23 protein-coding genes are annotated in these 25,033 nt (G+C 26.3%); 20 read left to right on the top strand and 3 right to left on the bottom strand.

The annotated features are described in order from the left end of the window. The first annotated feature begins 159 nt into the window (after positions 1 to 159). The 9 genes from LW893_RS02635 (at position 160) to alr (ending at position 9,493) form a co-directional block, all read left to right on the top strand. A complete protein-coding gene (locus LW893_RS02635) occupies positions 160 to 1,371 on the top strand; it encodes a glycosyltransferase family 4 protein (protein ID WP_233055670.1) in 1,212 nt (403 codons plus the stop codon). A gap of 100 nt (positions 1,372 to 1,471) precedes the next feature. Beyond that, positions 1,472 to 1,882, top strand: coding sequence for a rhodanese-like domain-containing protein (locus LW893_RS02630; RefSeq protein WP_233055669.1), 411 nt, complete (start codon positions 1,472 to 1,474; stop codon positions 1,880 to 1,882). 155 nt (positions 1,883 to 2,037) lie between these two features. Then, a complete protein-coding gene (gene ispD / locus LW893_RS02625) occupies positions 2,038 to 2,724 on the top strand; it encodes a 2-C-methyl-D-erythritol 4-phosphate cytidylyltransferase (protein WP_233055668.1) in 687 nt (228 codons plus the stop codon). Between the two features lie 2 nt (positions 2,725 to 2,726). Then, a complete protein-coding gene (gene ispF / locus LW893_RS02620) occupies positions 2,727 to 3,200 on the top strand; it encodes a 2-C-methyl-D-erythritol 2,4-cyclodiphosphate synthase (protein WP_269836887.1) in 474 nt (157 codons plus the stop codon). Between the two features lie 10 nt (positions 3,201 to 3,210). Next, entirely contained in the window at positions 3,211 to 4,389 is a 1,179-nt protein-coding gene (gene metK, locus LW893_RS02615; RefSeq protein WP_233055667.1) for a methionine adenosyltransferase, read from the top strand. A 30-nt stretch (positions 4,390 to 4,419) separates the two neighbouring features. After that, positions 4,420 to 5,610 carry a MalY/PatB family protein gene (locus tag LW893_RS02610; RefSeq protein WP_233055666.1) on the top strand — a complete coding sequence of 397 codons (1,191 nt, stop codon included), beginning with the start codon at positions 4,420 to 4,422 and terminating at the stop codon, positions 5,608 to 5,610. 94 nt (positions 5,611 to 5,704) lie between these two features. After that, positions 5,705 to 7,084, top strand: coding sequence for a GTP pyrophosphokinase (locus LW893_RS02605; RefSeq protein WP_233055665.1), 1,380 nt, complete (start codon positions 5,705 to 5,707; stop codon positions 7,082 to 7,084). Further along, positions 7,084 to 8,307: an NAD(P)H-hydrate dehydratase gene (locus tag LW893_RS02600; protein ID WP_233055664.1), complete on the top strand. Its 1,224-nt coding sequence runs from the start codon at positions 7,084 to 7,086 to the stop codon at positions 8,305 to 8,307. The genes LW893_RS02605 and LW893_RS02600 overlap by 1 nt, the downstream gene beginning before the upstream one ends. Before the next feature lie 4 nt (positions 8,308 to 8,311). Continuing rightward, positions 8,312 to 9,493 carry an alanine racemase gene (alr, locus tag LW893_RS02595; RefSeq protein WP_233055663.1) on the top strand — a complete coding sequence of 394 codons (1,182 nt, stop codon included), beginning with the start codon at positions 8,312 to 8,314 and terminating at the stop codon, positions 9,491 to 9,493. Between the two features lie 64 nt (positions 9,494 to 9,557). Here alr and rodA read toward each other — a convergent pair whose 3' ends face one another. Further along, on the bottom strand, positions 9,558 to 10,658 hold the full coding sequence (gene rodA, locus LW893_RS02590; protein WP_233055662.1) for a rod shape-determining protein RodA: 1,101 nt from the start codon (positions 10,656 to 10,658) through the stop codon (positions 9,558 to 9,560). A 124-nt stretch (positions 10,659 to 10,782) separates the two neighbouring features. On the opposite strand from rodA, the gene LW893_RS02585 reads away from it, so the two are divergent. The 3 genes from LW893_RS02585 to LW893_RS02575 all read left to right on the top strand — a co-directional run bounded on the left by LW893_RS02585 (position 10,783) and on the right by LW893_RS02575 (position 12,786). Then, positions 10,783 to 11,184 (top strand): ATP-binding protein, encoded by a 402-nt coding sequence (locus tag LW893_RS02585; protein ID WP_233055661.1) that lies wholly within the window; start codon positions 10,783 to 10,785, stop codon positions 11,182 to 11,184. Between the two features lie 102 nt (positions 11,185 to 11,286). Next, positions 11,287 to 12,270, top strand: a complete 984-nt coding sequence (gene floA, locus LW893_RS02580; protein ID WP_269836886.1) for a flotillin-like protein FloA — start codon at positions 11,287 to 11,289, stop codon at positions 12,268 to 12,270. A 12-nt stretch (positions 12,271 to 12,282) separates the two neighbouring features. After that, positions 12,283 to 12,786, top strand: a complete 504-nt coding sequence (locus tag LW893_RS02575; RefSeq protein ID WP_233055660.1) for a hypothetical protein — start codon at positions 12,283 to 12,285, stop codon at positions 12,784 to 12,786. Positions 12,787 to 12,861: 75 nt separating this feature from the next. On the opposite strand, the gene LW893_RS02570 is transcribed toward LW893_RS02575, so the two are convergent. After that, entirely contained in the window at positions 12,862 to 13,698 is an 837-nt protein-coding gene (locus LW893_RS02570) for a hypothetical protein (RefSeq protein ID WP_233055659.1), read from the bottom strand. A gap of 235 nt (positions 13,699 to 13,933) precedes the next feature. Here LW893_RS02570 and LW893_RS02565 point away from each other — a divergent pair, with 235 nt between their 5' ends. The 6 genes from LW893_RS02565 (at position 13,934) to LW893_RS02540 (ending at position 20,019) form a co-directional block, all read left to right on the top strand. Next, positions 13,934 to 14,773, top strand: coding sequence for a S1 RNA-binding domain-containing protein (locus LW893_RS02565; RefSeq protein WP_233055658.1), 840 nt, complete (start codon positions 13,934 to 13,936; stop codon positions 14,771 to 14,773). A 14-nt stretch (positions 14,774 to 14,787) separates the two neighbouring features. Beyond that, the gene (locus LW893_RS02560; protein ID WP_233055657.1) at positions 14,788 to 15,531 is read left to right on the top strand and encodes a peptidylprolyl isomerase; all 744 of its coding nucleotides are present in this window, start codon (positions 14,788 to 14,790) and stop codon (positions 15,529 to 15,531) included. Between the two features lies 1 nt (position 15,532). Further along, positions 15,533 to 16,168 (top strand): prepilin peptidase, encoded by a 636-nt coding sequence (locus LW893_RS07160; RefSeq protein WP_332908901.1) that lies wholly within the window; start codon positions 15,533 to 15,535, stop codon positions 16,166 to 16,168. 93 nt (positions 16,169 to 16,261) lie between these two features. Continuing rightward, positions 16,262 to 16,486, top strand: a complete 225-nt coding sequence (secG, locus tag LW893_RS02550) for a preprotein translocase subunit SecG (RefSeq protein ID WP_233055655.1) — start codon at positions 16,262 to 16,264, stop codon at positions 16,484 to 16,486. Positions 16,487 to 16,504: 18 nt separating this feature from the next. Then, a complete protein-coding gene (locus tag LW893_RS02545) occupies positions 16,505 to 18,514 on the top strand; it encodes a sodium-translocating pyrophosphatase (RefSeq protein WP_233055654.1) in 2,010 nt (669 codons plus the stop codon). Between the two features lie 146 nt (positions 18,515 to 18,660). Next, a complete protein-coding gene (locus LW893_RS02540) occupies positions 18,661 to 20,019 on the top strand; it encodes a hemolysin family protein (RefSeq protein ID WP_233055653.1) in 1,359 nt (452 codons plus the stop codon). A 154-nt stretch (positions 20,020 to 20,173) separates the two neighbouring features. On the opposite strand, the gene LW893_RS02535 is transcribed toward LW893_RS02540, so the two are convergent. Next, a complete protein-coding gene (locus LW893_RS02535; RefSeq protein WP_233055652.1) occupies positions 20,174 to 20,563 on the bottom strand; it encodes a GrdX family protein in 390 nt (129 codons plus the stop codon). 120 nt (positions 20,564 to 20,683) lie between these two features. On the opposite strand from LW893_RS02535, the gene dnaE reads away from it, so the two are divergent. After that, positions 20,684 to 24,052 carry a DNA polymerase III subunit alpha gene (gene dnaE, locus LW893_RS02530; RefSeq protein ID WP_233055651.1) on the top strand — a complete coding sequence of 1,123 codons (3,369 nt, stop codon included), beginning with the start codon at positions 20,684 to 20,686 and terminating at the stop codon, positions 24,050 to 24,052. Between the two features lie 12 nt (positions 24,053 to 24,064). Next, on the top strand, positions 24,065 to 25,024 hold the full coding sequence (gene pfkA / locus LW893_RS02525) for a 6-phosphofructokinase (protein ID WP_233055650.1): 960 nt from the start codon (positions 24,065 to 24,067) through the stop codon (positions 25,022 to 25,024). The last annotated feature ends 9 nt before the right edge of the window (positions 25,025 to 25,033 follow it).

The raw sequence follows: 25,033 nt of genomic DNA, 5'->3' as shown, positions 1-25,033 counted from the left end.
ATAGTGTGTATGGATCCAACACATTATATTTGCTCCGTTTGGAGCTTTTTTTTTGCTTTTTTTTTATTATTTTATGTGTTATAATTAGCAAGTAAGAGATAAGTTGATATTTATTTTTAAATTAAATAAAATTGTTGTGGTGTAAGGAGAATTATTATATTGAAAGTTTTACATTTGATTAGTCAATATCCTTCAAAAACTGGAAGTGGAATATATTTAACTGAAGTTTATAAAAACTTAAAAAAAATGAATTTTATTCAAAAAGTAGTATGTTGTATGAACGATGATGATATTATTGAGACTAATTTTGATGATTATGAGATTATAAAATTTAAGACTAATGATTTACCATTTCCTGTTGTGGGAATGAGCGATGTAATGCCATATGAGTCGTATTTATTTTCTAATCTAATAGGTGAAAGTTTGGAAAAATATATAGATGTTTTTACAAATAGAATTAAGGATGTGATTGAAAGTTTTAATCCTGATATTATTTTTACAAATCATTTGTACATAATGTCATCAATTGTAGCTAGTTTAGAACTAAAATGTAAAGTTTATGGATTTTGTCATGGTACTGATTTAAGACAGTTATATAAAAATGATATTCATAAAGAATTTATATACAATAATTTACCAAAACTAGATGGAATTTTTTGCTTATCTGAAAAACAAAAAATTGAGATTATAAATGTTTTTAATTACAGTCCAGATAAAATTCATGTTATAGGTGGAGGTTATGATATAGATTTCTGCTATAAAGGAAAAGATAAGATATATAATAAAAATTCTAAAATTAAACTTATATATGCTGGTAAATTTAGTAGATCAAAAGGAATAATATATCTACTAAAAGCTTTTGAAAAGATTAAAGATAAATATAACATAGAATTAATACTAGCAGGAAGTGGAACAGGTAATGAATTTGAAGAAATCATAGATTATTCAAATAAGTTAAAAGACAAGGTCAAACTTTATGGATATATGAGCAAAGGAGAGATTTCCGATTTGTTTAGAGATTGTGACATTTTTGTTATGCCTTCATTTTATGAAGGACTTTCACTTGTAACAATAGAAGCTTTAGCATGTGGTTTGAAGGTAGTAATGAATGAACTAGAGAATTTCATTGATTTTGTTGGAAAGGAAATTACAGAATCAAATAACATAGTTTTTGTAAAAATGCCAGTTCTTTATGATACAGATAAAATATTAGAAACTGAAGTTGAAGATTATATTAATAGGCTAAGTTTAGGTTTAGAAAAACAGATAAATAATTTGTATAATTACCAATATGAAAAAGATTTTACAGCAAAAATAATCAAATATAGCTGGAAAAATATATGTAATGACATAATAAATATAGTTGAATAAGTTTTTTTAATAAAAATTTTGTAGATTATAAGAAAATACTATTTTACTTATAACTTATTATATGTTATTATCTATATGAATAAATTTTAGGAGGAAAATTATGAAAAAATTATCTAAAATGTTACTTTTATCATTAGTTACAGCAACTACTTTAGTTGGTTGTGGAGCAAAGAGTGATAACAAAACAGCTGACAATAAAGCTGAAAGTAAAACAGAAGTTATGAAAGGAGAAACTCTTTTAGAAGAACAAAAAAAAGGTGCTACAGTAATTGATGTTAGACCTACTGCACAATACAGTGAAGGACATATTAAAGATGCTCTTAGCATTCCAGAGGATGTAATTGAAAAGGAAATTGAAGCTAAATTCCCTAAAAAAGACACAAAAATTATTCTTTATTGCAACACTGGAAATAAAAGTGGTAAAGCTTTAGAAAAATTAAAAAAATTAGGTTATACTAATGTATTTAATGCACAAGGTGTTAAACAATATCAATATGAACTTGTAAAATAATTTTAAAAGGCGGTGATTATTCATCGCTTTTTTATATTTTATATTTTTTACTTAGTAAATCTTTCTAAATTTATTTAATATTACTTTTTGAAAATTTGCTTTTAAATATAGAAAAGAAACTTAAAATATGATACAATATAGGTCGAGGTGGAATTATGACAAAAAAAATTTCTGCTATAATTGTTGCTGCGGGTTCCTCAAATAGAATGGGTTTAGATACAAATAAAATATTTTTAGATTTGTGCGGAAAAACAGTTATTGAAAGAACTATTAGCGCTTTTATAGATATACCTGAGATTAATGAAATAATTTTAGTAACCAGAAAAGAGTTTTTTGAAGATTTCAAAAATATACTAAAAAAATTCTATTTAAGCATAAAATTAGTTGAGGGAGGCTCTTCTAGGGAGGAGTCTACTTTTAATGGTCTTTTAGAAGTATCTAATAATTCAGATTTTGTATTATGTCATGATGGTGCAAGGCCTCTAATCAGTAAAAAAACTATTTTAAATGTAATAAATGAACTAGATAATTATAAAGCTGTAATAACAGGAGTTAAATCAAAAGATACAATTAAAGTTGTTTCTAATGAGTTTGAGGTAATTTCTACTCCTGATAGAAGATCTTTATATAATATTCAAACTCCTCAGGCTTTTAGTAAGGAAGTTATTTTAGAAGGATACAAGAAATTTTTTAAAGATAATAGTTTTGCAACAGATGATTCTTCAATTGTTGAAAATTTAAATGTTAAAATTAAACTTGTCGAAGGAGAATATTCAAATATAAAAATTACAACTAAAGAAGATATTTTTTATGCTAGAGTATTATTAGAAAGAGGTATTTAATTATGAGAATAGGACTTGGATTTGATGTTCATGAATTGGTTGTTGGCCGCGAGTTAATAATAGGTGGAGTTAAAATAGAACATGATAAAGGTCTTTTAGGACATAGTGATGCAGATGTTTTAGTTCATGCTATTAATGATGCAATAATTGGTGCATTATGTTTAGGGGATATAGGAAAATTATTTCCTGATAATGATCCTAAGTATAAAGATATAAGCTCATTGATAATGACTAAAGAAGTTGTTAGATTGATGAAAGAAAAAGGATATAAAATTGGTAATGTTGACAGTGTAATTTGTGCTCAAAAGCCAAAACTTGCTGGTTTTATATTAGAAATGAGAAATAATATTTCGAAGGTTTTAGAAACTGATATTGAAAATATAAGTATTAAAGCTACTACAACTGAACATTTAGGATTTGAAGGTAGAGAAGAAGGAATTTCTTCTCATGCAGTAGTTTTATTAGAAAAAATTTAAGGAGGTAAAGATGAAAAAAGTTTTATTTACATCAGAGTCTGTAACTGAAGGTCATCCTGATAAAATCTGTGATCAAATTTCTGATGCAGTATTAGATGAAATTTTAAAAGTAGATCCAGTAGCAAGAGTTGCCTGTGAAACTTTAACCACAACTGGAATTGTAATGGTTGTTGGTGAAATAACAACTTCTGAATATGTTGATATACAAAGTATAGTTAGAAATGTTTTAAAAGATATTGGATACACAAGAGCTAAATATGGATTCGATGCTTCAACTTGTTCTGTAGTTACAAGTATTAATGAGCAGTCAAGAGATATTGCATTAGGAGTAGATAGTGCATTAGAATACAAAAAAGGAAATGAAGATAAATATAATTCAGTTGGTGCAGGAGATCAAGGAATGATGTTTGGATATGCATGTACTGAAACTGAAGAGTTTATGCCATTACCTATAACATTAGCGCATAATCTATCAAAAAGATTATCATATGTTAGAAAAAATGATATTTTACCATATCTAAGACCAGATGGTAAGAGTCAAGTAACAGTTGAGTATATTGATGGAATTCCAAATAAAATAGAAGCAATAGTTGTTTCAACTCAACATAGCCCATCTGTTAAAACAGAACAAATAGAAAAAGATATTAAAGAAGTAGTGATTAATGAAGTTATTCCGTCTAATTTAATAGATAAAAATACAAAAATTTATGTGAATCCTACTGGTCGTTTTGAAATTGGTGGTCCTATGGGAGATGCTGGATTAACTGGTAGAAAAATAATTGTTGATACTTATGGTGGATTTGGAAGACATGGTGGTGGTGCTTTCTCAGGAAAGGATCCAACAAAAGTAGATAGATCTGGTGCATATATGGCTAGGTATATTGCTAAAAATATTGTAGCTAGTGGAATTTGTGAAAAATTAGAAATTGGAATTTCATATGCTATTGGTGTTGCTAAACCACTTTCTATTTATGTAGATACATTTGGAACTGGAAAAATTTCTGATGATGAGATTATAGAAATTGTAAAGAAAGTATTTGACTTAAGACCTGCAGCAATTATTGATATTTTAGATTTAAGAAGACCTATTTATCGTCAAATTGCAGCTTATGGTCATTTTGGAAGAATTGATTTAGATTTACCTTGGGAAAGATTAGATAAGATAGAAGAAATTAAAAAATTGATATAGTTAAGCATATTTATTACAGGAGATGATATTATGAGCAAATGTTATGATTTTGACGAATATGTAGATAGAAAAAATTCACATGCTGAAAAATGGAATAATATGATAGCAGCAGGAGCTCCAAAAAATGATCATTCAATTTTATCTATGTCTATTGCAGATATGGAGTTTAAATGTTGTAATGAAATTTTAGATGCTTTAAAAAAACCAATTTCAAATGGTGTAATAGGATATGATTGTCCTTGTGAAAAATTTTTTACATCATTTATAGATTGGCAAAAAGAAAAAAATAACTGGGATATAAAAAAAGAATGGATAGTTCCTGTTCCCGGAGTAGTTCCAGGGATAGCAAATACAATTTTAAAAAATACAAAAGAAGGAGATGCAATTATTATTAATACCCCGGTATATCCTCCTTTCTTTAATGTAATTGAATTAAATAAAAGAATTGTTGTTGAAAATAAACTAGTTGAATTAGAAGATAAATATGTAATAGACTTTGAAAATTTTGAAAAGAAAATAATAGAAAATAACGTTAAGTTAAGTATATTATGTAGTCCTCATAATCCAGTAGGAAGGGTATGGACTAAAGAAGAGTTAGAAGAATATGGAAGAATTTGTAGAAAACATAATGTATTAATGGTTTCAGATGAAATCCATGGCGATTTAATCCTTAAAGACTATAAGCATATTCCAATAGCTTCCATTAATGAAGATTTTCTAAATAATACTGTTACTTTAACAGCACCTAGTAAAACTTTTAATATTGCTGGACTTTCTCAATCTGTTGCAATTATACCTAATGAAGAGTTAAGAAATAGTTTTATTGAAGGTCTTGTAGGGTATGGAATTTTTCATATGGCAAGTTTTTCAGCGGTAGGTTTTGTTGCAGCATATACTTATGGAAAACAATGGTTTGAAGAATGTATTAGTTATATTGAGGATAATATTGATTTTGCAATTGATTTTATTAAAAGAGAAATTCCAAAAGTTAAAGTAAAAAGACCTCAAGCTAGTTTCTTATTGTGGTTAGACCTTAGAGAGTTTGATGTTGATCATGACGAATTACATCAAAAACTAATAAATGAAGGTAAATTATTACTTAACTCCGGAATAAACTATGGAGAAAATGCAAGACTTTTCTTTAGAATGAATATAGCATGTAATAAAGAAATGTTAATTGATGGATTAAATAGGTTAAAAAAAGTTGTAGATACTTTATAAAATTAAGACTGCTTATGCAGTCTTTTTTTTAAGGTATATCATTGTAAATATTAATAATCTATGGTAAAATATTTTTGTGATTGGAGGTGTTTTTTTGAAGCTTGAAATATTTCAATTTTTAGAAAAATCAATAGAACATATGGATAATAATATTGAATTTATAACCACTTCTTCAGATGCATTAAAAAAATTTTTTAATGATATTTTTTTGAATTGCGATTTTTTTATAAATACAACCGCTAGAATTAAGAGTGAAGATAGTATTAGGGAAAAATTATTAAGAAATAATTATTATTACAAATATCCAAATCATAAAGTTGCAATTGAAAATCTACCTGATTTAATAGGAATTAGAGTTGAATGTAGATTTATTGATGATGAACAGAAAATTTATGATGAAATTTCTAAAAATTTTACTATTCAATTAGAAGATGGTTATTTTAGGAGTGAATTAAATTCTAATATAGAATTGAATTTAAGTGAAAAACAGCCAACATTTCAAAAAAATGGCTTTGAGATTTATAAAATAGATGGCCGTTACGTTGTTGAAGGTGACTATTTTGTAAATTTTGAACTTCAAATAAAATCTTTAGTAAATATATTTTGGGGAGAGATAGATCACAGAGTATTATATAAGAATTTTAATTATATGATTACAGAAGATTTTATTCGTTCTATTATGTTTTCTATTAAGGCAAATTTGTCGATGATAGACAATCAACTTCAAAGTGTATACAATCATTTAAAAAATGTTGAAGATAAGAGTAACTATGATTCTTCAAAAATTCAATTAAAAACAATTGTATCGAAGATGTTACATGATTTATATTCTGTTAAAATAAAGGAAAGTACAGGATTTGTTGTAGACTTTAAAGACTGTGCTGATATCATTGTTGATTATATATTTTCTAAGAACAAGTATTATAATTCAATGAAATACGAAGATTATTTTGTTAAATTTTTAAATAGATTGAATGGTGCAAATTCTAGGACAATTATAATTGGAGAAACTTTTGAAATTGTTAATACTATTGAATTTAAAAATGATTTATGTGAAAAATTTGGATTAGGTCTTTTAGATCTAGTTAATAAAGATTTTAAATGGAATTTAATTTTCTCAGTAATTCGAGATATTGAAGAGAATGATTTTTCCGAAGAATTTGTATTGTTTTCTGAATTTATAGTTTATGCAGTTGTAAAGAGAGTAAAAAGAGCTGTAGATGATTTAACTATATCAAATGAAGATAAGAGTAAATTAAAATGGGATATTTCTTATGTAGTAATGGAGTTTATTTGTAATTCCTATTCTCCAAACTTAATTACTTTTAAAAGTATGAAAGAAATTGAGAATAAAATAAGATATTTCTTAAAAAATGTAGATCAACCTGAAGAAATATTAGCTTTAAATTATGAAGATTTATATAATTCTTTAGAAAATAATTTTGTAAAAAAAGAAGTGGATGATTTCGAATAATGATAGGTATAGATATTTGTAATATTTCTAGATTTTCAAATATGAAAAATATAGACAAGTTTTTAGATAGATATTTTACTTATGATGAAACTAATTATATATTAAATACTGGAAGTAGGGATGAGACTATTGCTGGAATATTTTCTTTAAAAGAAGCATTTGTTAAGGCTATTGGAACTGGCTTTGGAAGTGTTAGCCCTATAGATGTTGAAATTATACATAATTTTTCCGGAAAACCTGATTTAATTATTCACAATGAAATAGTTAAAAAAATTGAAGGTATTTCATGTTCAGTTTCTCATGATGGAGATTATGCTATTGCAGTTGTAGAAGTAAAACTTTTAAATGTTAAATATGAAAATATAGATGTTTATGAAATAAAGAAACTCATGCCAAGTAGAAATAAAGATGGACATAAAGGTGACTTTGGGAAAGTTGGAATTATTGGTGGAAGTATTGGAATGAGCGGAAGTGTTGACTTGTGCGCCAAATCTTCTCTTAGAACTGGAAGTGGGCTTGTTTATAATATTTGTCCTAAATCTATTTCAGATATTTTAGAAGTAAAAGCAATTGAAAATATTATATTACCAATTTCTGATGATAATAAAGGATGTTTTACTTTAAAATATATTGACGAAATACTTTATAAAATTAGTAATTTAGATGCAATAGCAATAGGTTGTGGATTGGGTAGAAATAAAGAAAATTTACAATTATTAGAAATCATTTTTAAAACATATAAAAAACCAATCGTAATAGATGCTGATGCAATATTTTTTTTAAAAGATATAGATTTTGATATTATAAATAGAAATAATATTATTATAACTCCTCATGAAGCTGAGTTTTCAAGGTTCTCCTCATACGATTTAAATGAAATTAAAGTAAATAGAGAAGATTGTGTTAATAAGTTTTATAAGAATAATACAAATTTTACTCTAGTTTTAAAAGGTAAGAATACAATTGTTAAATCAAGTGAAGAAATGTTTATTAATCAAACTGGTAATTCTGGAATGGCAACTGCAGGTAGCGGAGATTGTTTGACGGGAATTATTTTATCTTTCTTAGGTCAAGGATTAGATACGTTTGCGTCAGCTAAACTGGGTGTATTTTTACATGGCTTATCTGGAGATTTTGCTGAAGAAGAAATAGGAGAAGACTCTTTAGTGGCATCAGATATAATCAAGTATTTACCAAAGGCAATTAAATTTATTAGGAAGTGATATTATGTATGAAAATCAATCATTAATTTTTGTGGATTTAGATAAATTAAAGGACAATTTTTTAAAAATTAAAGAGAAATGTAATGGTGCTAAAGTTGGCATTGTTTTAAAAGCAAATGCGTATGGTCTTGGTGCTTGTACCGTTGCAGAATTCTTACAAAAACAAGGTGCTGACTATTTTTGTGTAGCAAATTTTTCAGAGGCTATGGAGCTTAGAAAAAAGAAAATTAAATTGCCAATTTTAATTTTAGGTTATGTTCCAAATGCTCTATTTGAAAAGTTAATTAAAAATAATGTTGAATTAACTGTTTATAATATAGGAATGATAAGAGAACTAAACGAAATATCTGCTAAATGTAGAAAAAAATGTAAGATTCACATAAAAATTGATACAGGAATGAATAGACTTGGTTTTTTAATTGACGAGAAACTTAAAGATTATTTAAAAGAAATTTATTCTATGAAAAATATTATAGTTAAAGGAATGTTTACTCACTTATGTGTTTCTGATATTGAAGATTATTCTTTTACTAAATTACAAGTAGAAAGATTTGAAAAAGTTAAACATATTTTAGTAAATGAAAAACTTAAAGTTCCTATGTTACATATTGCTAATGACGGAGGTTCGCTTCTTCATAGTTATTATTATGATATGGTAAGAGTTGGAATTGGTATTTATGGACATTATCCTTCAGAGTATGTAAAAGATAATTCTAAAATTAAAATGGATACTGTTGTAAGCTTTGTAAGTACTGTAAGTAATATAAAATATATTCATAAAGGTGATACAGTAGGATATGGTAGAGCCTTTTGTGCTGATAAAACAATAAAAGTAGCAACAATTTCTGTAGGTTATGCAGATGGATATCCATATGAATTAAGTAATAAAGGATATGTTATAATTAATAATAAAAAAGCTAAAATATTAGGAAGAGTTTGTATGGATCAAACAATGATAGATGTATCTGATATTGATGACGTAAAAATTGGTGATACAGTCTTGCTGTATGGAGAATATAAAGATATGAAACTTGATATTTTTGAGATAGCTAAGATTGCAAATACAAATGTATATGATTTAATTTGTAGAATAAATATGAGAATTCCTAGGGTGTATTTAGAGGGGGATAAAGTTGTAAGGGTTGTTGATTATCTTTCCACTGAAAAAAATTATTATGAATTATAAAAAAACTCGGTATATACCGAGTTTTTTAATTGTTAAATAAATTATTATTAATAGTAATAATATTTTACATAAAATCAAGCGGAGTTTTTTCACATGATATTGACAATACTATTCCCATAGCTATTAAATTTACAAGTTGAAAAGTACCACCATAGCTCAAAAATGGCAATGGAATTCCTGTTATAGGCATTAGACCTATTGTCATTCCAATATTTTCAAATATGTGGGCTAAAAACATTGCAAATATTCCAATAATTAACATTTGATTGAACTTGTTAATTGTTTTTTTTGAAAGTTTAATAAATCTATATAACATAATAGTGTATAAGCTTATTAGTATAGTTCCTCCAACGAATCCCATTTCTTCAACAAAAACAGGGAAAATGTAATCTGTTTGCTTTTCAGGTATAAAATTAAATTGATTTTGAGGTCCTTTAAAGAGACCTCTTCCGATAAATTTACCAGAGCCAGCAGCGATTTTTCCCTGAACAGCTTGATACCCAGTATTGGATATATCTCTTTCTGGATGTAAAAAGTTTAGAATTCTATTTTTTTGGTAAGGAGATAAACTAAAATAAAAAATAGGCAAACTTGCTATAGCAGCTAGTAATGTATACACAACTAGTCGCAAGCTAATTCCTGCTACAAATAACATAGTTCCAATAACTAAAATGAATACAAATGCAGTACCAAAATCTGGTTGCATAAGGACTAATCCAACTGGTAAAAATGCAAAAGCTAAAACCTTTATTAATGTTTTTGGCTCATTTAATTTGGAACTATTTTTTTCAATAACTGTGGCTAAACAAATTATCATTGCTAATTTAACAAATTCTGATGGCTGAAAAGATATAGGTCCAAATTTTATCCAACTTCTAGCTCCAACTGAATCTCCTGTTCCAATTATAAGTACTAAAACTAGTAATCCTATAGAGATTATATAAATAGGTAAATATAACCTCTTTAAGAATTGTATATTAACTGCAATAAGCACAAACATTAGTATGAACCCTAAAAGTGTTGCAATTATTTGTGATAACATAAAATTTCTTTTTAAACTAATTGTAGCACTATATAAATTAAGTAAACCTATTAAAATAATTAAAACTAAAGAAACAAGAATAAATAAATCAATTTTATATATATTTTTATTTTTAAAAAACATCTTCATCACCTCATAATGTATATATTATATTAAAAATCATTTAAATATGCAAATAATAATGAAAAAATGTTAAAAATTATTTTTGGTTGGGTATATATCAGTTATTAAGAATTAGGAGAAAAAAATGGACTTTGAATATATAAAGGTTATTAAGAGCGATTTGGATGATATAGATAAAGCAGTATCTTATGTTTTAGAAAAACTATCAAGTGTTATTAGAAATGAAGAAATAATGTTTAATATCCGAATTGTTATTAATGAAATTGTAATTAATAGTTATGAACATGGAAATAAATGTAATAGAGAAAAGGGAATTAATTTAAAAGTTTGTGTAAACATGGACTGTATTCATATAAATGTAAAAGATGAAGGTGATGGTATTAATTATATCTTTAATGAAAATAGGGATATAAATATGACTACTTCAGGTAGAGGACTTAGAATAGTTGAACATCTAGTAGATGAACTTGAAATCAATAATAATGAAATAAGAGCTAAGATTAAATGTGAAACAAGTGATATATAGAAATCAGTAAAAAATTGATTTCTTTTTTTATTGAAATTTTTATAAAAAGTGATATAATTAAATTATACACGAAGGTGTAAATATATTTTGGAGGGTTTAATTATGAGAATTTTACCGCAAACAGTTATGAAATTGTTACCAAATACTAATAGTACTATTGTTATTTTAGTTGTGGTTTTGGTGTTTGGATTCTTTTATTTTGTACCTGTAGGTCTTTGGATTACAGCTTTATTTAGTGGAGTTAAAGTTAAGATATCAAATCTTATAGGGATGAAATTAAGAAGGGTTAGAGCGTCAAAGATTATTTATCCATTGATTAAAGCGACAAAAGCTAATGTTAGAATTAACATTTCAGAATTAGAAGCGCATTATTTGGCTGGTGGAAATGTAAATAATGTTGTTGATGCTTTGATTGCTGCTCAAAAGGCAAATATTGAATTGACTTTTGAAATGGCAACAGCTATTGACCTTGCCGGACGTGATGTTTTGGAAGCTGTTCAAGTTAGTGTAAATCCTAAAGTTATCAATACACCAAAAATTGCAGCAGTTGCAATGAATGGTATAGAAGTTATAGTTATTGCTAAAGTTACAGTTAGAGCTGATATATCAAGACTTATAGGTGGTGCAGGAGAAGAAACAATCATAGCTAGAGTTGGAGAAGGTATAGTTACTACTGTAGGTAGCGCTGAAAGACATAGCTTAGTTCTTGAAAATCCTGATGCAATTTCAGAAACAGTTCTTAAAAAAGGTCTTGACTTGGGAACAGCATTCGAAATCTTATCTATTGATATTGCAGATGTAGATATAGGTAGAAATATTGGAGCTCAATTACAAGCTGATCAAGCAGAAGCTGACAAAAAAATAGCTCAAGCCAAAGCAGAAGAAAGACGTGCAATGGCAGTTGCAGTTGAACAAGAAAATAAAGCTAAGATTGAAGAAATGAAAGCTAAAGTTGTTGAATCAGAAAGTAGAATTCCTCTTGCTATTGCAAAAGCTTTTGAAGAAGGAAATATTTCTGTGTATGAATATGAAAAGTTAAAGAATTTAAAATCTGATACTAAAATGAGAGAATCACTTTCAGAATAGAGGTGAATTTCTATGAAAAAAGAAACTAGCTTTTTATCTTTTATTGAAGATTTAAAATCTGAGATTAATAATATAAAAAGTCAAATTAATGAAGTGAGTACCGATGATTATAATAGAGATTATATAAATAGTTCAAAAAAATCTAAAACAAAGTCAAAATCTAAGAATAAGAGCAACAAATATTCAAAATCATATGATGATTTTGAAAGTCCAGAAGGTACAAGTGTAATGACTACTAGCATAGAAGGTAATAGTCAAGAGAATTATTCTTACGAAGGAAAAACTGCAATGACAACTTCTTTGGAAGGTCAAAGTATTATGAATTCTTCTATTGAAGGAAAAAGTCAAATGTACAATTCTAAAAAGACTGAAAGAGTATCAATGAGAAAAGATCTTTTAACTTTAGATGAATTAATAGAAAGAAAAACAAAAAAATTTGCTATGAAGGGGAAAGAAAGTCTTTCAAAAGCTATTATATACTCTGAAATAATTGGGAAACCTAAATCATTAAAATAATTTTTCAATCTTTGTTCAATAGAAAAATTATTATTAAAATGTTAATTTAAAAAGGAGACTATGTAGTCTCCTTTTTTAGTCAATTTTTTCTAACGTTATATAATCAACACCAGAAATTATAAGTTTCATTCCAGAATCTAATTTAACTTCATTATAGTCCTCTAGTTTAAGAACAGTTATTTCGTTATTTTTATTCATTATCTTTATCTTTGTATCTTTTGTTGTATTGGATATTCTATATGTTCCACCATTTATATCTTTATCAATATCATAAATTCCACTTGGTAAATTTTTAAAAGTATTATATTTAATATTGTCTTTAAAAATAATTCCAATTATATCCCCATTAAATTCAACATTTGAATTATCTAAAATTTTAATTCTTACATATCTAGGTTTATCATTTTCTTTCATAACTTCTTCTAAAATAATTTTATTATCAACACTATAAATAAACTTACCTTTTTCAGTTAACTTAATTAAATAATTTTCATTTGTAAGATCCATTTTGTTTAGTGCTATTTTTTTGTTTTGATCTAATAATTTTTCCTCAACTTTTACATCAATTGATGATTCATTTTTAAAATTAATATATTTTTTTTCATAAAAATTTTCAATTTCCTGAAGTTTTTCTAAAATTTTTGCTTCAAAAGCATTATCATTAGAAGACTCATTTTTAAATTTGTTATATTTTTCTAATATTTTATTAAACAATTCTTTATCACTATCAGTAAATTCACTGTATGATTTTTTTAATACATTAATTTCTTCAGTTGTAAGTGAAAATTGTGTTGAAGAATTTTTAATTTCATTATTTAATTTATCTACATTTTTTGTTCCAGTTTTACTACATGAAGTAAGCACAAAGAAACAAAAAAATAAAAAAATAATTTTTTTTCTAAGATTAAACATAATAATACTCCTAAAATAATAATAGTATATAATTATTATACTACATTTTAAATAGATTTCAAATTTAATTAACAATTTTAATTAGTTAAGGTTACATTAATTGAACTATTATGATATAATATTTATAGTTTTAAAAAACAATATAATAATCGGATTATAATTAATATTTTATTTCAAAAATTAATTTTAATTATATAATTATTTATATTTTTAATTTAAAAACAGAGGAGAATTTATGTATAATTTAGGAGAGTTTCAAAAACTTACAATTAAACGTTTTAAAAATAATGGTGCATATATTGGTCTAAAAGATATTAAGAATGAAAAAATGGATATACTTTTACCAAAAAAAGAAGTCCTTGAAAAAGATAGCTTAGGTGATGAAATAGAGGTTTTTATTTATAAAGATAATCAAGCAAGATATGTTGCAACTAGACGAATTCCAAAAATTTCTATGGGCAAATTAGAAACTTTAGAAGTTATGGATATTTCAAAAATTGGTGCTTTTTTAGACTGGGGGTTAGAAAAAGAATTATTTTTACCTTTTAAAGAACAAACTATGAAATTAGAAAAAGGTAGAAAATATTTAGTAGCGTTATATATTGATAAGTCTGAAAGACTTTGTGCAACAATGAAAATTAGGGATTACTTAACATCAGATTCACCATATAAAGAGGGTGAATGGGTTGATGGAATAATATATTCTATTCATAAAGATTATGGTGCATTTGTTGCAGTTGAAAAGAAATATGATGCAATGATAGAGAACAAAGATATTGTAGGTGTTTTAGAAATTGGTGAGCCTATAAATTTTAGGATTTCAAAAGTGAAAAAAGATGGTCGTCTAAATTTAGTACTAAAAAACTTTTCTCATGCAGAAATTAATGACAATGCAGATATTCTTTTTAAAATTTTAAAAGAAAGAAATGGATTTTTGGAATTAAATGATAAAAGTAATCCAGATAAAATTAAGGATATTTGCGGTATGAGTAAATCATCATTTAAAAAAGCTGTAGGAAGACTTTTAAAAACAAAAAAGATTATTTTTGAAGGAAATGGTATAAAATTAATATAAAGGAGACAATTATAATGGAAAAGAATGTAATGGCAGTTGTAAATGGAGTAGAAATTTTAGAAAGTGATGTTGATAGATTTATTGACTTAATGGGAAATAGAGCTTTACCATATAAGAATCCAGAAGGAAAAAAACAATTATGTGAAGAACTTATAAAACAAGAACTTATTATTCAAGATTGTTATAATACCAAATTAGATGAAAGTGAGGCTTTTGTTAAAGAAATCACTGAAATTAAGCGTTCAATTTTAGCAAAACATTTCTTAAATGAATTATTTAGTGATATTAAAGTTTCTGATGAAGAAATTAAAGAATATTATGAAGAAAATAAAAATTTATTTATGAGTAAATATGTTTTTAAGGCTAAACATATATTAGTTGAAAGTGAAGAAAAAGCTAAAGAATTAAAAAAACGTGCTGAAAATGGAGAATCTTTTGAAGAATTAGCTATGGAATGTTCTATGTGTCCGTCCAAAGAAGTTGGAGGAGACTTAGGTGAATTTACTCAAGGTCAAATGGTATTAGAATTTGAAAATGCTTGTATAGACTCAGAAGTTGGAAAAGTTAGTGAACCAGTAAAAACACAGTTTGGTTATCATTTAATAAAATTAGAATCTAAAGTTGCTCCTGAACAATTAAGTTTAGAAGAAGTTAAAGATGAAATAGAAAAAAGTATTATTAAAGCCAAAGAACAAATTGCATATGTTTCAAAAATGGATTCTTTAATGAAAGCTAGTAAGGTAGAAAGAAACTATTAATATGTATCTAATAGGTGGGATAATATGTTTTCTAGTTTATTTACTTGTATCAATAATTGATTTAGATTATCTAATAAATACAGAAACTATTAAGATTTCATTTAAAAATATAAAAAAAAACTATAATTTAATACATTTGATTATAATAAGCATAACTAATTTTTATTTTATTATAATCTTTTCAACAAATACTATATTATATTTTATAAATTTATTATGCTTTTTGTGTTTATACATTTGCTCATTTACAGATATTTTTATTAAATATATATTTTTAAATATTGTTATAGTTTTCTTTATTCCAATAATTATACTTAATTTTTTTGCTAATTATTTTGAGATTTCTATTCTTGGATTTTTATCTGGCATTATATTTTATGGACTAATTTACGGAGTGTCAAAAATTGTTTATGGAAAGGAATCTTTTGGAATAGGGGATATATACATGTTATCACTTATTGGAATTTCAAGTGACTGGTATACTGTATTGTATATAGGACTTCTTACTTTTGTTATAGCAGGAATTTTTTATTTTACAAAATTTTTGATTATAGGAGATTTAAAATCATTTAAAGAACAAGAAATACCACTAGTCCCATTTATTTTATGTAGTTATTTAATTATAATTTATTTTTAAAATCAACTTAAAAATCAATAATTTAAGTTGATTTTTGCTTGTAAATATGTTATTATAAGTAGCAGGTTAATTATAAAAGTACGGAGGTGTATTATGCAAGTTTTAATGGAAATTATTTTATTCTTAGCAAGTATTGTAATAATTGTTGCAGTTCTTATGCAAGAATCAAAATCTGATGGAGTTGCATCTTTAACTGCTGAAACTAATATTTCAGGAAAAGGTGGAAAAAAATCTAAAGACGCTATTTTGAGTCAAATTACTATTATAGCATCAGTTGTGTTTTTTATAGTAGCTATTGCTATGGCTGCGATTAAATAAATCATTTAGGAGGATAAAATGGATACTAATTTAATTTTTTATTGTGCAATTGCCGTAGGTGTTGTTGCGTTAGTATTTGCTTATATTAAATATTTAAGCATTACAAAAATTGAACCTGGTAATGAAAGAATGAAGGAAATATCAGGTTACATTGAAGAAGGCGCGATGGCTTTCTTAGTTCGTGAATATAAATATTTAGTTATATTCGTTGTTGTTGTTGCAATTATTTTAGGAGCAGCCATTGATTTACTTACAGCAGTATGTTTCTTAGCTGGTTCAATTTGTTCAATTTTAGCAGGATTTTTCGGCATGAAAGCCGCTACAAAAGCAAATGTTAGAACAGCAAATGCTGCTAAAGAATTTGGTATGGGAAAAGCACTTCAAACTGCATTTTCAGGAGGAGCTGTAATGGGTCTTTCTGTAGTTGGTTTGGGTATTTTAGGTATGACAGTATGTTACTTCTTAGTTGAAGATGTTAATATTGTAACTGGATTTAGTTTTGGTGCTTCATCTATAGCTTTATTCGGAAGAGTTGGTGGTGGTATTTATACTAAAGCTGCAGACGTTGGAGCTGACCTTGTAGGTAAAGTTGAAGCTGGAATTCCAGAAGATGACCCTAGAAACCCTGCAGTTATTGCTGATAACGTAGGAGATAATGTAGGGGACGTTGCTGGAATGGGAGCTGACTTATTTGAATCATATGTTGGTTCAATTTTATCTGGTATTACACTTGGTTCAGTTGCTTTTGGGAAAGAAGGTATTATCTTTGCATTAGCACTTGCTGCAGTTGGTATTTTAGCATCATTAATCGGTTTGTTCTGTGTTAGAGGAGATAAAGACCCTCAAAAATCATTAAATATGGGAACTATAGTTAGTTCAATTTTAACTATTGTAGCTACTTACTTTTTAAGTAATAAAATTTTAGGAAATAATTCAGCATTTATTTCATCAGTTGCTGGTATTTTAGTAGGTTTAATTATTTCACAATTTACTGAATACTATACTTCTGGAGATAAAAAGCCTGTTCAACATATAGCTGAAGAATCAGAAACTGGGTCTTCAACAAATATTATTTCTGGTTTAGCTGTTGGTATGAAATCAACTGCTGGTCCAATTATAATTATTGCTATTGGTATTTTAGTTTCATACATGGCTTCAAACGGATTCTCAAATGCTGGACAAGGATTATATGGTATCTCAGTAGCAGCTATTGGTATGCTTTCAACTTGTGGTATGACAATTGCAGTAGATGCTTATGGTCCTATAGCTGATAATGCTGGTGGTATTGCAGAAATGTGCGAATTACCTCATGAAGTTAGAAATATTACCGATAAATTAGATGCTGTTGGAAATACTACAGCAGCTATTGGTAAGGGATTTGCAATTGGTTCAGCTGCATTAACAGCTTTAGCATTATTTGCTTCATACACTCAAGCAGTAAAATTAACATCTATTGATGTTACTAAACCTCAAGTAGTTGCTGGTATGTTTATTGGTGGTATGTTACCATTCTTATTCTCAGCTCTAACAATGGAAGCTGTTGGAAATGCTGCTAATGAAATGATTCAAGAAGTTAGAAGACAATTCAAAACAATTCCTGGAATTATGGAAGGAACTGGAACTCCAGATTATAGAAAATGTGTAGATATTTCAACTATGGCAGCATTAAAACAAATGATTATTCCTGGATTATTAGCTGTTGTTGTTCCAGTATTAGTTGGACTTTTAATAGGAGCTGAAGCTCTTGGTGGATTATTAGCAGGATCATTAGTAACAGGTGTTTTAATGGCAATATTTATGTCAAATGCAGGTGGTGCATGGGATAATGCTAAAAAGTATATTGAAGAAGGACATCATGGTGGAAAAGGTTCAGAACCACATAAAGCTGCTGTTGTTGGAGATACAGTAGGTGATCCTTTTAAAGATACATCAGGACCTTCATTAAACATTTTAATCAAATTAATGACTGTAGTTGCATTAGTATTTGCCCAAGTTGTTTTAAATTATGGTGGAATGTTAATTAAATAGTATTTAAACTGATTATTGATAAAAAGTGTATTTTAATACACTTTTTATTTTTTTATTTTATAGAATTTACTAAGATATTTAAAAATTTGCAAAATAATAAAATTTTTGATATAATTTTTTTAAATAAAAATTTTTAGGAGGTTATTATGGATAGTGGACCCGAGGTCTATTTTCAGATTATTATTTTAATTTTATTAACTTTAGTTAATGCTTTTTTTGCAGCGTCAGAAATGGCGATAGTATCAATGGATAAGAAAAAGTTATTAGCGTTGTCTGAACAGGGAGATAAAAGGGCAATAAAGGTTGAAAAGCTTTTAATAGAGCCTTCAAAATTTCTATCAACAATTCAAGTTGGTATTACTTTTGCTGGTTTTTTCACATCTGCTTCTGCAGCTATAGGATTATCTGATAAATTTGGTAGTTTTTTACAAAGTTTATCAATTCCTTTTGCTAATAGAGTTTCTCTTGTATTAATAACAATAGTTTTAGCTTTTTTTAGCTTAGTTTTTGGTGAACTTGTACCTAAGAGAATAGCTTTACAAAATGCAGAAAAATTTGCTTTATTTACTGTAGGAACAATAAATTTTGTATATAAATTTATGAGTCCTTTTGTATATTTGCTATCGATATCTACAAATATTATTTTAAAAATACTATCGGTTCCAACAAATGGAGTTGAGGCACAAGTTACACTAGAGGAAATTAAGTCTATAGTAGAAGTTGGTCAGGAACAAGGTATAATTAATCCTACTGAACGTGAGATGATAGATGGGGTAATTTCATTTGATGATGTTTTAGCAGAAGAAGTAATGACACCTAGAACTGAAGTATTTATGATTGATGTAGATGAACCTGATGAAGATTTTGAAACTTTAATGCAAATGAGATATTCTAGAGTTCCGGTGTATGAAGGTGATATTGATAATATAATTGGTATATTATATATCAAAGATTTTTTCTTAGAAGCTTATAAAGTTGGATTCGATAAAGTTGATATAAGATCAATTTTAAGACCTGCTTACTTTATACCTGAAAGAAAGAATATTAATGACTTATTTTTAGAACTAAAAAATTCAAGATACCAGATGGCAGTTCTAATTGATGAGTATGGTGGTTTTACTGGAATAGTAACAATGGAAGATTTGATTGAGGAAGTAATGGGAGAAATCGATGATGAGTACGATAAGAAAACTAACCCTGCAATCAAAAAGATAGATGATAGACATTTTATCGCAACAGGATCTTGTGAAATTGAAGATGTGAATAATGCTTGTAATTTAAAGCTTGATGAAAATTCTGAAGATTATGACACATTAGGAGGTATGTTGATTTATCTTTTAGGATATATACCTAATGATGGAGAAAAGTTGACTGTTGAGGATAATGGTGTTATTTATAATATACTTTCAATTTATGAACATAGAATAAAAAAAGTTAGAATAATTCTTCCTAAAGTTGAAGTTGAAGAAACTGAAGAAGATGATCAAAAAAATTCTGAAAAATAATATAAGCTTATAATAAGTTATTATTTTTTAAATTTTGAAAACTTGTTTAAATAAAAATAAAAACCGCTAATTTCATGGCGGTTTTTTTTTCTTATGAATTAACAAGGTTCCCCGAAATCCACCAGACACAAAGTATCGTGAAAGGGTATGGTTCTTATTCAATACCTAATTTTTCAATTGTTTGATACAATAAATTACAATCAACATATCTAAAATCTCTTAAAACTCTATCTATCCAAAGTGGTGTTTTCATATTATTTTGAAACTTCTTATATGTCTCTATAGCTTCATCTATTATTATAATTCCATTGACATCCAATTCTTTTGCTTTTGTTATTAAAATAGATCTATAAGGTGTTTCATTTGGTTTTATACTACCACAAAGAGGATGTGTTGATAATTCATAACCATTTTGTAATTTCTTTTTAACTATATCCAAAATGTCTCCATATGTATATTTTTCATCAAAAATTATTTCTAAATCATTTTTTTCTTTTACTTTTTCATATAAATCAATATTATTTGTAATTAATGTAAATTTCATATCATTTCTCCCTTCATACTATAAGATTGTAACATAAAAATATAAAAATATAAAGTGATTAAGTTAAATATATTTAAAAAAAATGTAAAATATGGTAAAATCAATAAAGAGGTGATAAATTTGGCTAATAATTTTGTACATTTAAATGTTCATACTGAGTATAGCTTGTTGAACAATTATAATCCTATTGGAAAATTAATAGATAAAGCAAAAGAACTAGAATTTAAAGCTATGGCAATTACAGACTATAATAATATGTATGGAGCTATAGATTTTTACAAAAGATGTAAAAAAAATGGAATAAAACCAATAATAGGTTGTGAGCTTACTTTATCATACCCAAATAATGAATTTTACAATATAATATTATTAGCTAAGAATAATCATGGTTATAAAAATTTATGTAAATTAGTTTCTAATCTATATATAGTTGAAAATAGAAATAGAGAATATATAACATTAGATGAACTTGAAAAATTTTCTAGTAATTTAATTCTAATCATAGGTTCAAGAAGAAGTTATATTAGAAAATGTTTATTATCCGGTGATTATTTAAATGCAAAAAATGAAATAATCAATTTTAAAAGTATTTTTCACCATGATGATTTGTTTTTAGAATTAAATTTTCATTTTGAAGAAAATGATGAACTAATGATAAATAAGTATATAGAATTTGCAAATGAACATACATTGAATAAAGTTGTAACAAATGATGTTCATTATACAGAAAATACTGATTTTAATCTTTTTAATATAGCTAGATGTATATCAAAAGGAGTTCTTCTGTCAGAACTAAAAGATGAGAATTTTACACAATCCGAATATTATCTAAAAAGTGAAAATGAAATGTTAAAAATCTTTTCTTCATTAAAGGATGCTGTTGATAATACAAGAATTATTTCTGAAAGGTGTAATGTTGAATTTGATTTTTCAACCTATCATTTACCAGAATATATAGTCCCTGATGGAATAAGTACAAAAGAGGATTATTTATATAGTCTAATTATTGAAGGTATGAAAAAAAGGTATGCTAATATTACTGTCGAAATAAAAAAAAGAGTAGATTATGAATTTTCAGTTATTAATAAAATGGGATTTACAGATTATTTTCTTATAGTTTGGGATTTTGTTAATTTTGCAAAAAATAATAAAATACCAGTAGGACCAGGAAGGGGATCTGGAGCAAATTCTATTGTTGCTTATTGTCTAGAAATAACAGATATTGATCCTATAAAATATGAATTAATTTTTGAAAGATTTTTAAATCCTGAAAGAATTTCTATGCCTGATTTTGATATAGATTTTTGTAACGAAAGACGTGAAGAAGTTATAAATTATGTTATTCAAAAATATGGTAAAAATCATGTTTCGCAAATTGTAACATTTGGAACAATGAAACCAAGAGCTGCAATAAGAGATATTGGTAGAGTATTAGGATATAAATTATCTATAGTAGATAAAATAGCCAAACTTATTCCAAGTAGTTTAGATATAACTTTTAAGAAAGCTTTAGAGGATAGTTCAGAGCTAAAAAGATTATATGAAGAAGATATAAATATAAAAAAATTAATAAATACTTCTGAAAAATTTGAAAAATTTCATAGACATATATCAATCCATGCAGCTGGAATAGTAATAACAAAAGAAGAACTTACAGAATATATTCCTCTTTCAAAAAGTGGAGAAAATATAGTAACTCAATATAATATGGTGGAATTAGAAGAGCTTGGATTATTAAAAATGGATTTTTTAGGTTTAAGGACTCTAACTGTTATCGATGATACTATTAAATTAGTAAAAAATAATTATAATCAAATTATAGATATTGAAAATATACAACTTGATGATAAGAATGTTTTAAATTTATTTAAGACCGCAGACACAATTGGAGTTTTTCAGTTTGAAAGCACAGGTATGAGGTTATTTTTAAAGGATTTAAAGGCAGATAATTTTGATGAATTAGTTGCTGCAAACTCTTTATTTAGACCAGGTCCTATGAATCAAATACCAAATTATATTAAAAACAAAAAAAATCCAAAAGCAATAAGATATTTGGATAAACGTCTAGAAAAATATCTAAAATCTACTTATGGTATTATTGTTTATCAAGAACAAGTTATGCAAATTGCTAGAGAACTTGCGGGTTATTCTTGGGGACAAGCTGATAATTTAAGAAAAGCCATAGGAAAAAAACATATGGAAATTATGGAATATAATAGAAAAATATTTATTTACGGATTAGATGATTTAGATGGAAGTATTAAAATTAAAGGCTGTGTTAGAAATGGCGTAGATGAGGCCTTGGCACGTAATATTTTTGATTTAATAGTTGAATTTGGAAACTATGCTTTTAACAAATCACATAGTGCTTGTTACACCTTAAATGCGTATAGAACTGCGTATTTAAAGTTTTATTATCCTCTAGAATATATGGTATGTCTTTTAAATTCGGTTATAAACTTTGAAAGACAATTTTTCCAATATTTCCAAGAAATAAAGAAAATGGGTATAAAAGTATTACTACCAAGTGTAAATTTTAGTATTTATAAAAATAGCACAGAGAATGAGTGTATGAGAATTGGTTTTTCTCAAATCAAGGGATTTAATAGATTACTAGCTAATGATATCCTTGAAGAAAGAAGAAATGGTTTATTTAAAAGTATTAAGGAATTTTTAGAAAGACTTAAAAATTCTAAAAACATTAGTATGCAATCTGTGGAAAATTTAATAAAATCTGGAGCTTTTGATGAAATTGATAAAGATAGATCAGAACTATTAAATAGTTTTGGAAATCTATATACTCAGATAGTATCAAAAAGTAAAAATGAATTATCTGGACAGCTTTCTTTAATAGGTACAGATTTTATGCAAGAAAATTTTTCAAAAACAGAAAAATATTCAAAAGATGAAATATTAGGATTTGAAAAAGAAATATTAGGATTTTATATATCTTCTCATCCATTAGATGATTATAAAAATTATATAATAACTAACAATAGTATGAAGTTATTAGATTTAAAAGTTTTAGATAAAGGTATATACAAGACTATAGTTTATGTTAATTCTGTTAAAACAAGAAGAAATAAAAAGAATATTATGTTAAAGACTGTTAATGTAGAGGATTTTTCAAGTAGCACTGAATTGTTAGATGTAAAGGATTTAGATATTCATAAAGGACAAATATATGAAATTTCTATAAAAATATCAGTAAATTCCTTTGGAAATACTAATTACACTATAATAGATGCTAATGAAATTAATGAAATATACTCAAAAAAATTGTACATTAAAATGAATATTTTAGATACAAATTCAAAAAAAATATTGGGTGATTTATCAGAAAAATATAAAGGATATAATCAAGTTATCCTCTATATTTTAAGTGAAGATAAAACTTTAAAGCTAGAAAATAATTTTGATTTATCTAATAAAGATTTAATAAAAGACTTAGAGAATATTTTTGGGAAAGATAAATTTCTTATTAATTGATGGAGGGATATTTTGAAAAAAATTGCAATTCTAACTAGTGGAGGAGATTCCCCAGGAATGAATCCCGTTATTAGAGCTGTTGTAAGAACATGTATATATCATGGAATTAGAATATATGGAATAAGATTTGGATATGATGGACTAATTAAAGGTGACATTTTTGAAATGAATGTATCTAGTGTTGCCGATATAATCCAAAAAGGTGGAACTATTTTAGGAAGTGCTAGAAGTAAAGAATTTTTAACGATTGAAGGACAAGAAAAAGCACTTAAAAATTTACAAGATTTTGAAATAGAAGGACTTGTTGTTTTGGGTGGAGATGGAACTTTTAGAGGTGCCAATGTATTAAGTAGACGTGGAATTAAGACAATAGCAATACCTTGTACTATAGATAATGATATGGGGTATACTGATTACACAATTGGATTTTTTACATCTGTTAATACAGTAATTGAAGCTATTTCGAAGCTTCGTGACACATCTTCTTCTCATGGAAGAGCTAATATTTTAGAAGTTATGGGAAGAAAATGTGGAGATATTGCTCTAAATTCTGGTTTAGCTGGTGGAGCTGAAAGTATTATAGTTCCAGAAGTAGAATTTGATATAAATAAAGTATGTAATAAGATTATATGTGGAAGAAAAAGAGGAAAATTACATCATATAATCGTATTAACTGAGGGTATATTAAGTCCTTATGAGCTAAAAAGACAGATACAAGAAAAAGCAAAAATTGATACAAGAGTTACAGTTTTAGGACACATTCAAAGAGGAGGGACTCCAAGCTCAATTGATAGAATTATAGCTAGTCAAATGGGAAGTGTTGCTGTTAAATTGTTATTACAAGATAAAACAGATTTAGCATTATCTTTTAAAAATAATCAAGTTGAGTATGTACCTATAGAAGAAGCTGTTTCAAGTAAAAAAATATTTAATAAAAGTATGTATGATATAGTTGATGAACTATCAATTTAGGAGAATAAT

It is taken from the genome of Parvimonas micra (assembly GCF_021300775.1).
Lineage (GTDB): Bacteria > Bacillota > Clostridia > Tissierellales > Peptoniphilaceae > Parvimonas.
The sequence above is the reverse complement of the archived record's forward strand: the minus strand, read 5'-3'. Positions and strand labels throughout refer to the sequence as shown.

Coding starts and splice junctions, on each gene's coding strand:
- secG (WP_233055655.1), top strand. CDS start 16,262: ATGCAAGTTTTAATGGAAATTATTTTATTCTTAGCAAGTATTGTAATA.
- LW893_RS02540 (WP_233055653.1), top strand. CDS start 18,661: ATGGATAGTGGACCCGAGGTCTATTTTCAGATTATTATTTTAATTTTA.
- rodA (WP_233055662.1), bottom strand. CDS start 10,658: ATGTTTTTTAAAAATAAAAATATATATAAAATTGATTTATTTATTCTT.
- ispF (WP_269836887.1), top strand. CDS start 2,727: ATGAGAATAGGACTTGGATTTGATGTTCATGAATTGGTTGTTGGCCGC.
- metK (WP_233055667.1), top strand. CDS start 3,211: ATGAAAAAAGTTTTATTTACATCAGAGTCTGTAACTGAAGGTCATCCT.
- LW893_RS02600 (WP_233055664.1), top strand. CDS start 7,084: ATGATAGGTATAGATATTTGTAATATTTCTAGATTTTCAAATATGAAA.
- LW893_RS02560 (WP_233055657.1), top strand. CDS start 14,788: ATGGAAAAGAATGTAATGGCAGTTGTAAATGGAGTAGAAATTTTAGAA.
- LW893_RS02565 (WP_233055658.1), top strand. CDS start 13,934: ATGTATAATTTAGGAGAGTTTCAAAAACTTACAATTAAACGTTTTAAA.
- LW893_RS02630 (WP_233055669.1), top strand. CDS start 1,472: ATGAAAAAATTATCTAAAATGTTACTTTTATCATTAGTTACAGCAACT.
- floA (WP_269836886.1), top strand. CDS start 11,287: ATGAGAATTTTACCGCAAACAGTTATGAAATTGTTACCAAATACTAAT.
- LW893_RS02545 (WP_233055654.1), top strand. CDS start 16,505: ATGGATACTAATTTAATTTTTTATTGTGCAATTGCCGTAGGTGTTGTT.
- LW893_RS02570 (WP_233055659.1), bottom strand. CDS start 13,698: ATGTTTAATCTTAGAAAAAAAATTATTTTTTTATTTTTTTGTTTCTTT.
- LW893_RS02535 (WP_233055652.1), bottom strand. CDS start 20,563: ATGAAATTTACATTAATTACAAATAATATTGATTTATATGAAAAAGTA.
- LW893_RS02575 (WP_233055660.1), top strand. CDS start 12,283: ATGAAAAAAGAAACTAGCTTTTTATCTTTTATTGAAGATTTAAAATCT.
- LW893_RS02610 (WP_233055666.1), top strand. CDS start 4,420: ATGAGCAAATGTTATGATTTTGACGAATATGTAGATAGAAAAAATTCA.
- LW893_RS02585 (WP_233055661.1), top strand. CDS start 10,783: ATGGACTTTGAATATATAAAGGTTATTAAGAGCGATTTGGATGATATA.
- LW893_RS07160 (WP_332908901.1), top strand. CDS start 15,533: ATGTATCTAATAGGTGGGATAATATGTTTTCTAGTTTATTTACTTGTA.
- ispD (WP_233055668.1), top strand. CDS start 2,038: ATGACAAAAAAAATTTCTGCTATAATTGTTGCTGCGGGTTCCTCAAAT.
- alr (WP_233055663.1), top strand. CDS start 8,312: ATGTATGAAAATCAATCATTAATTTTTGTGGATTTAGATAAATTAAAG.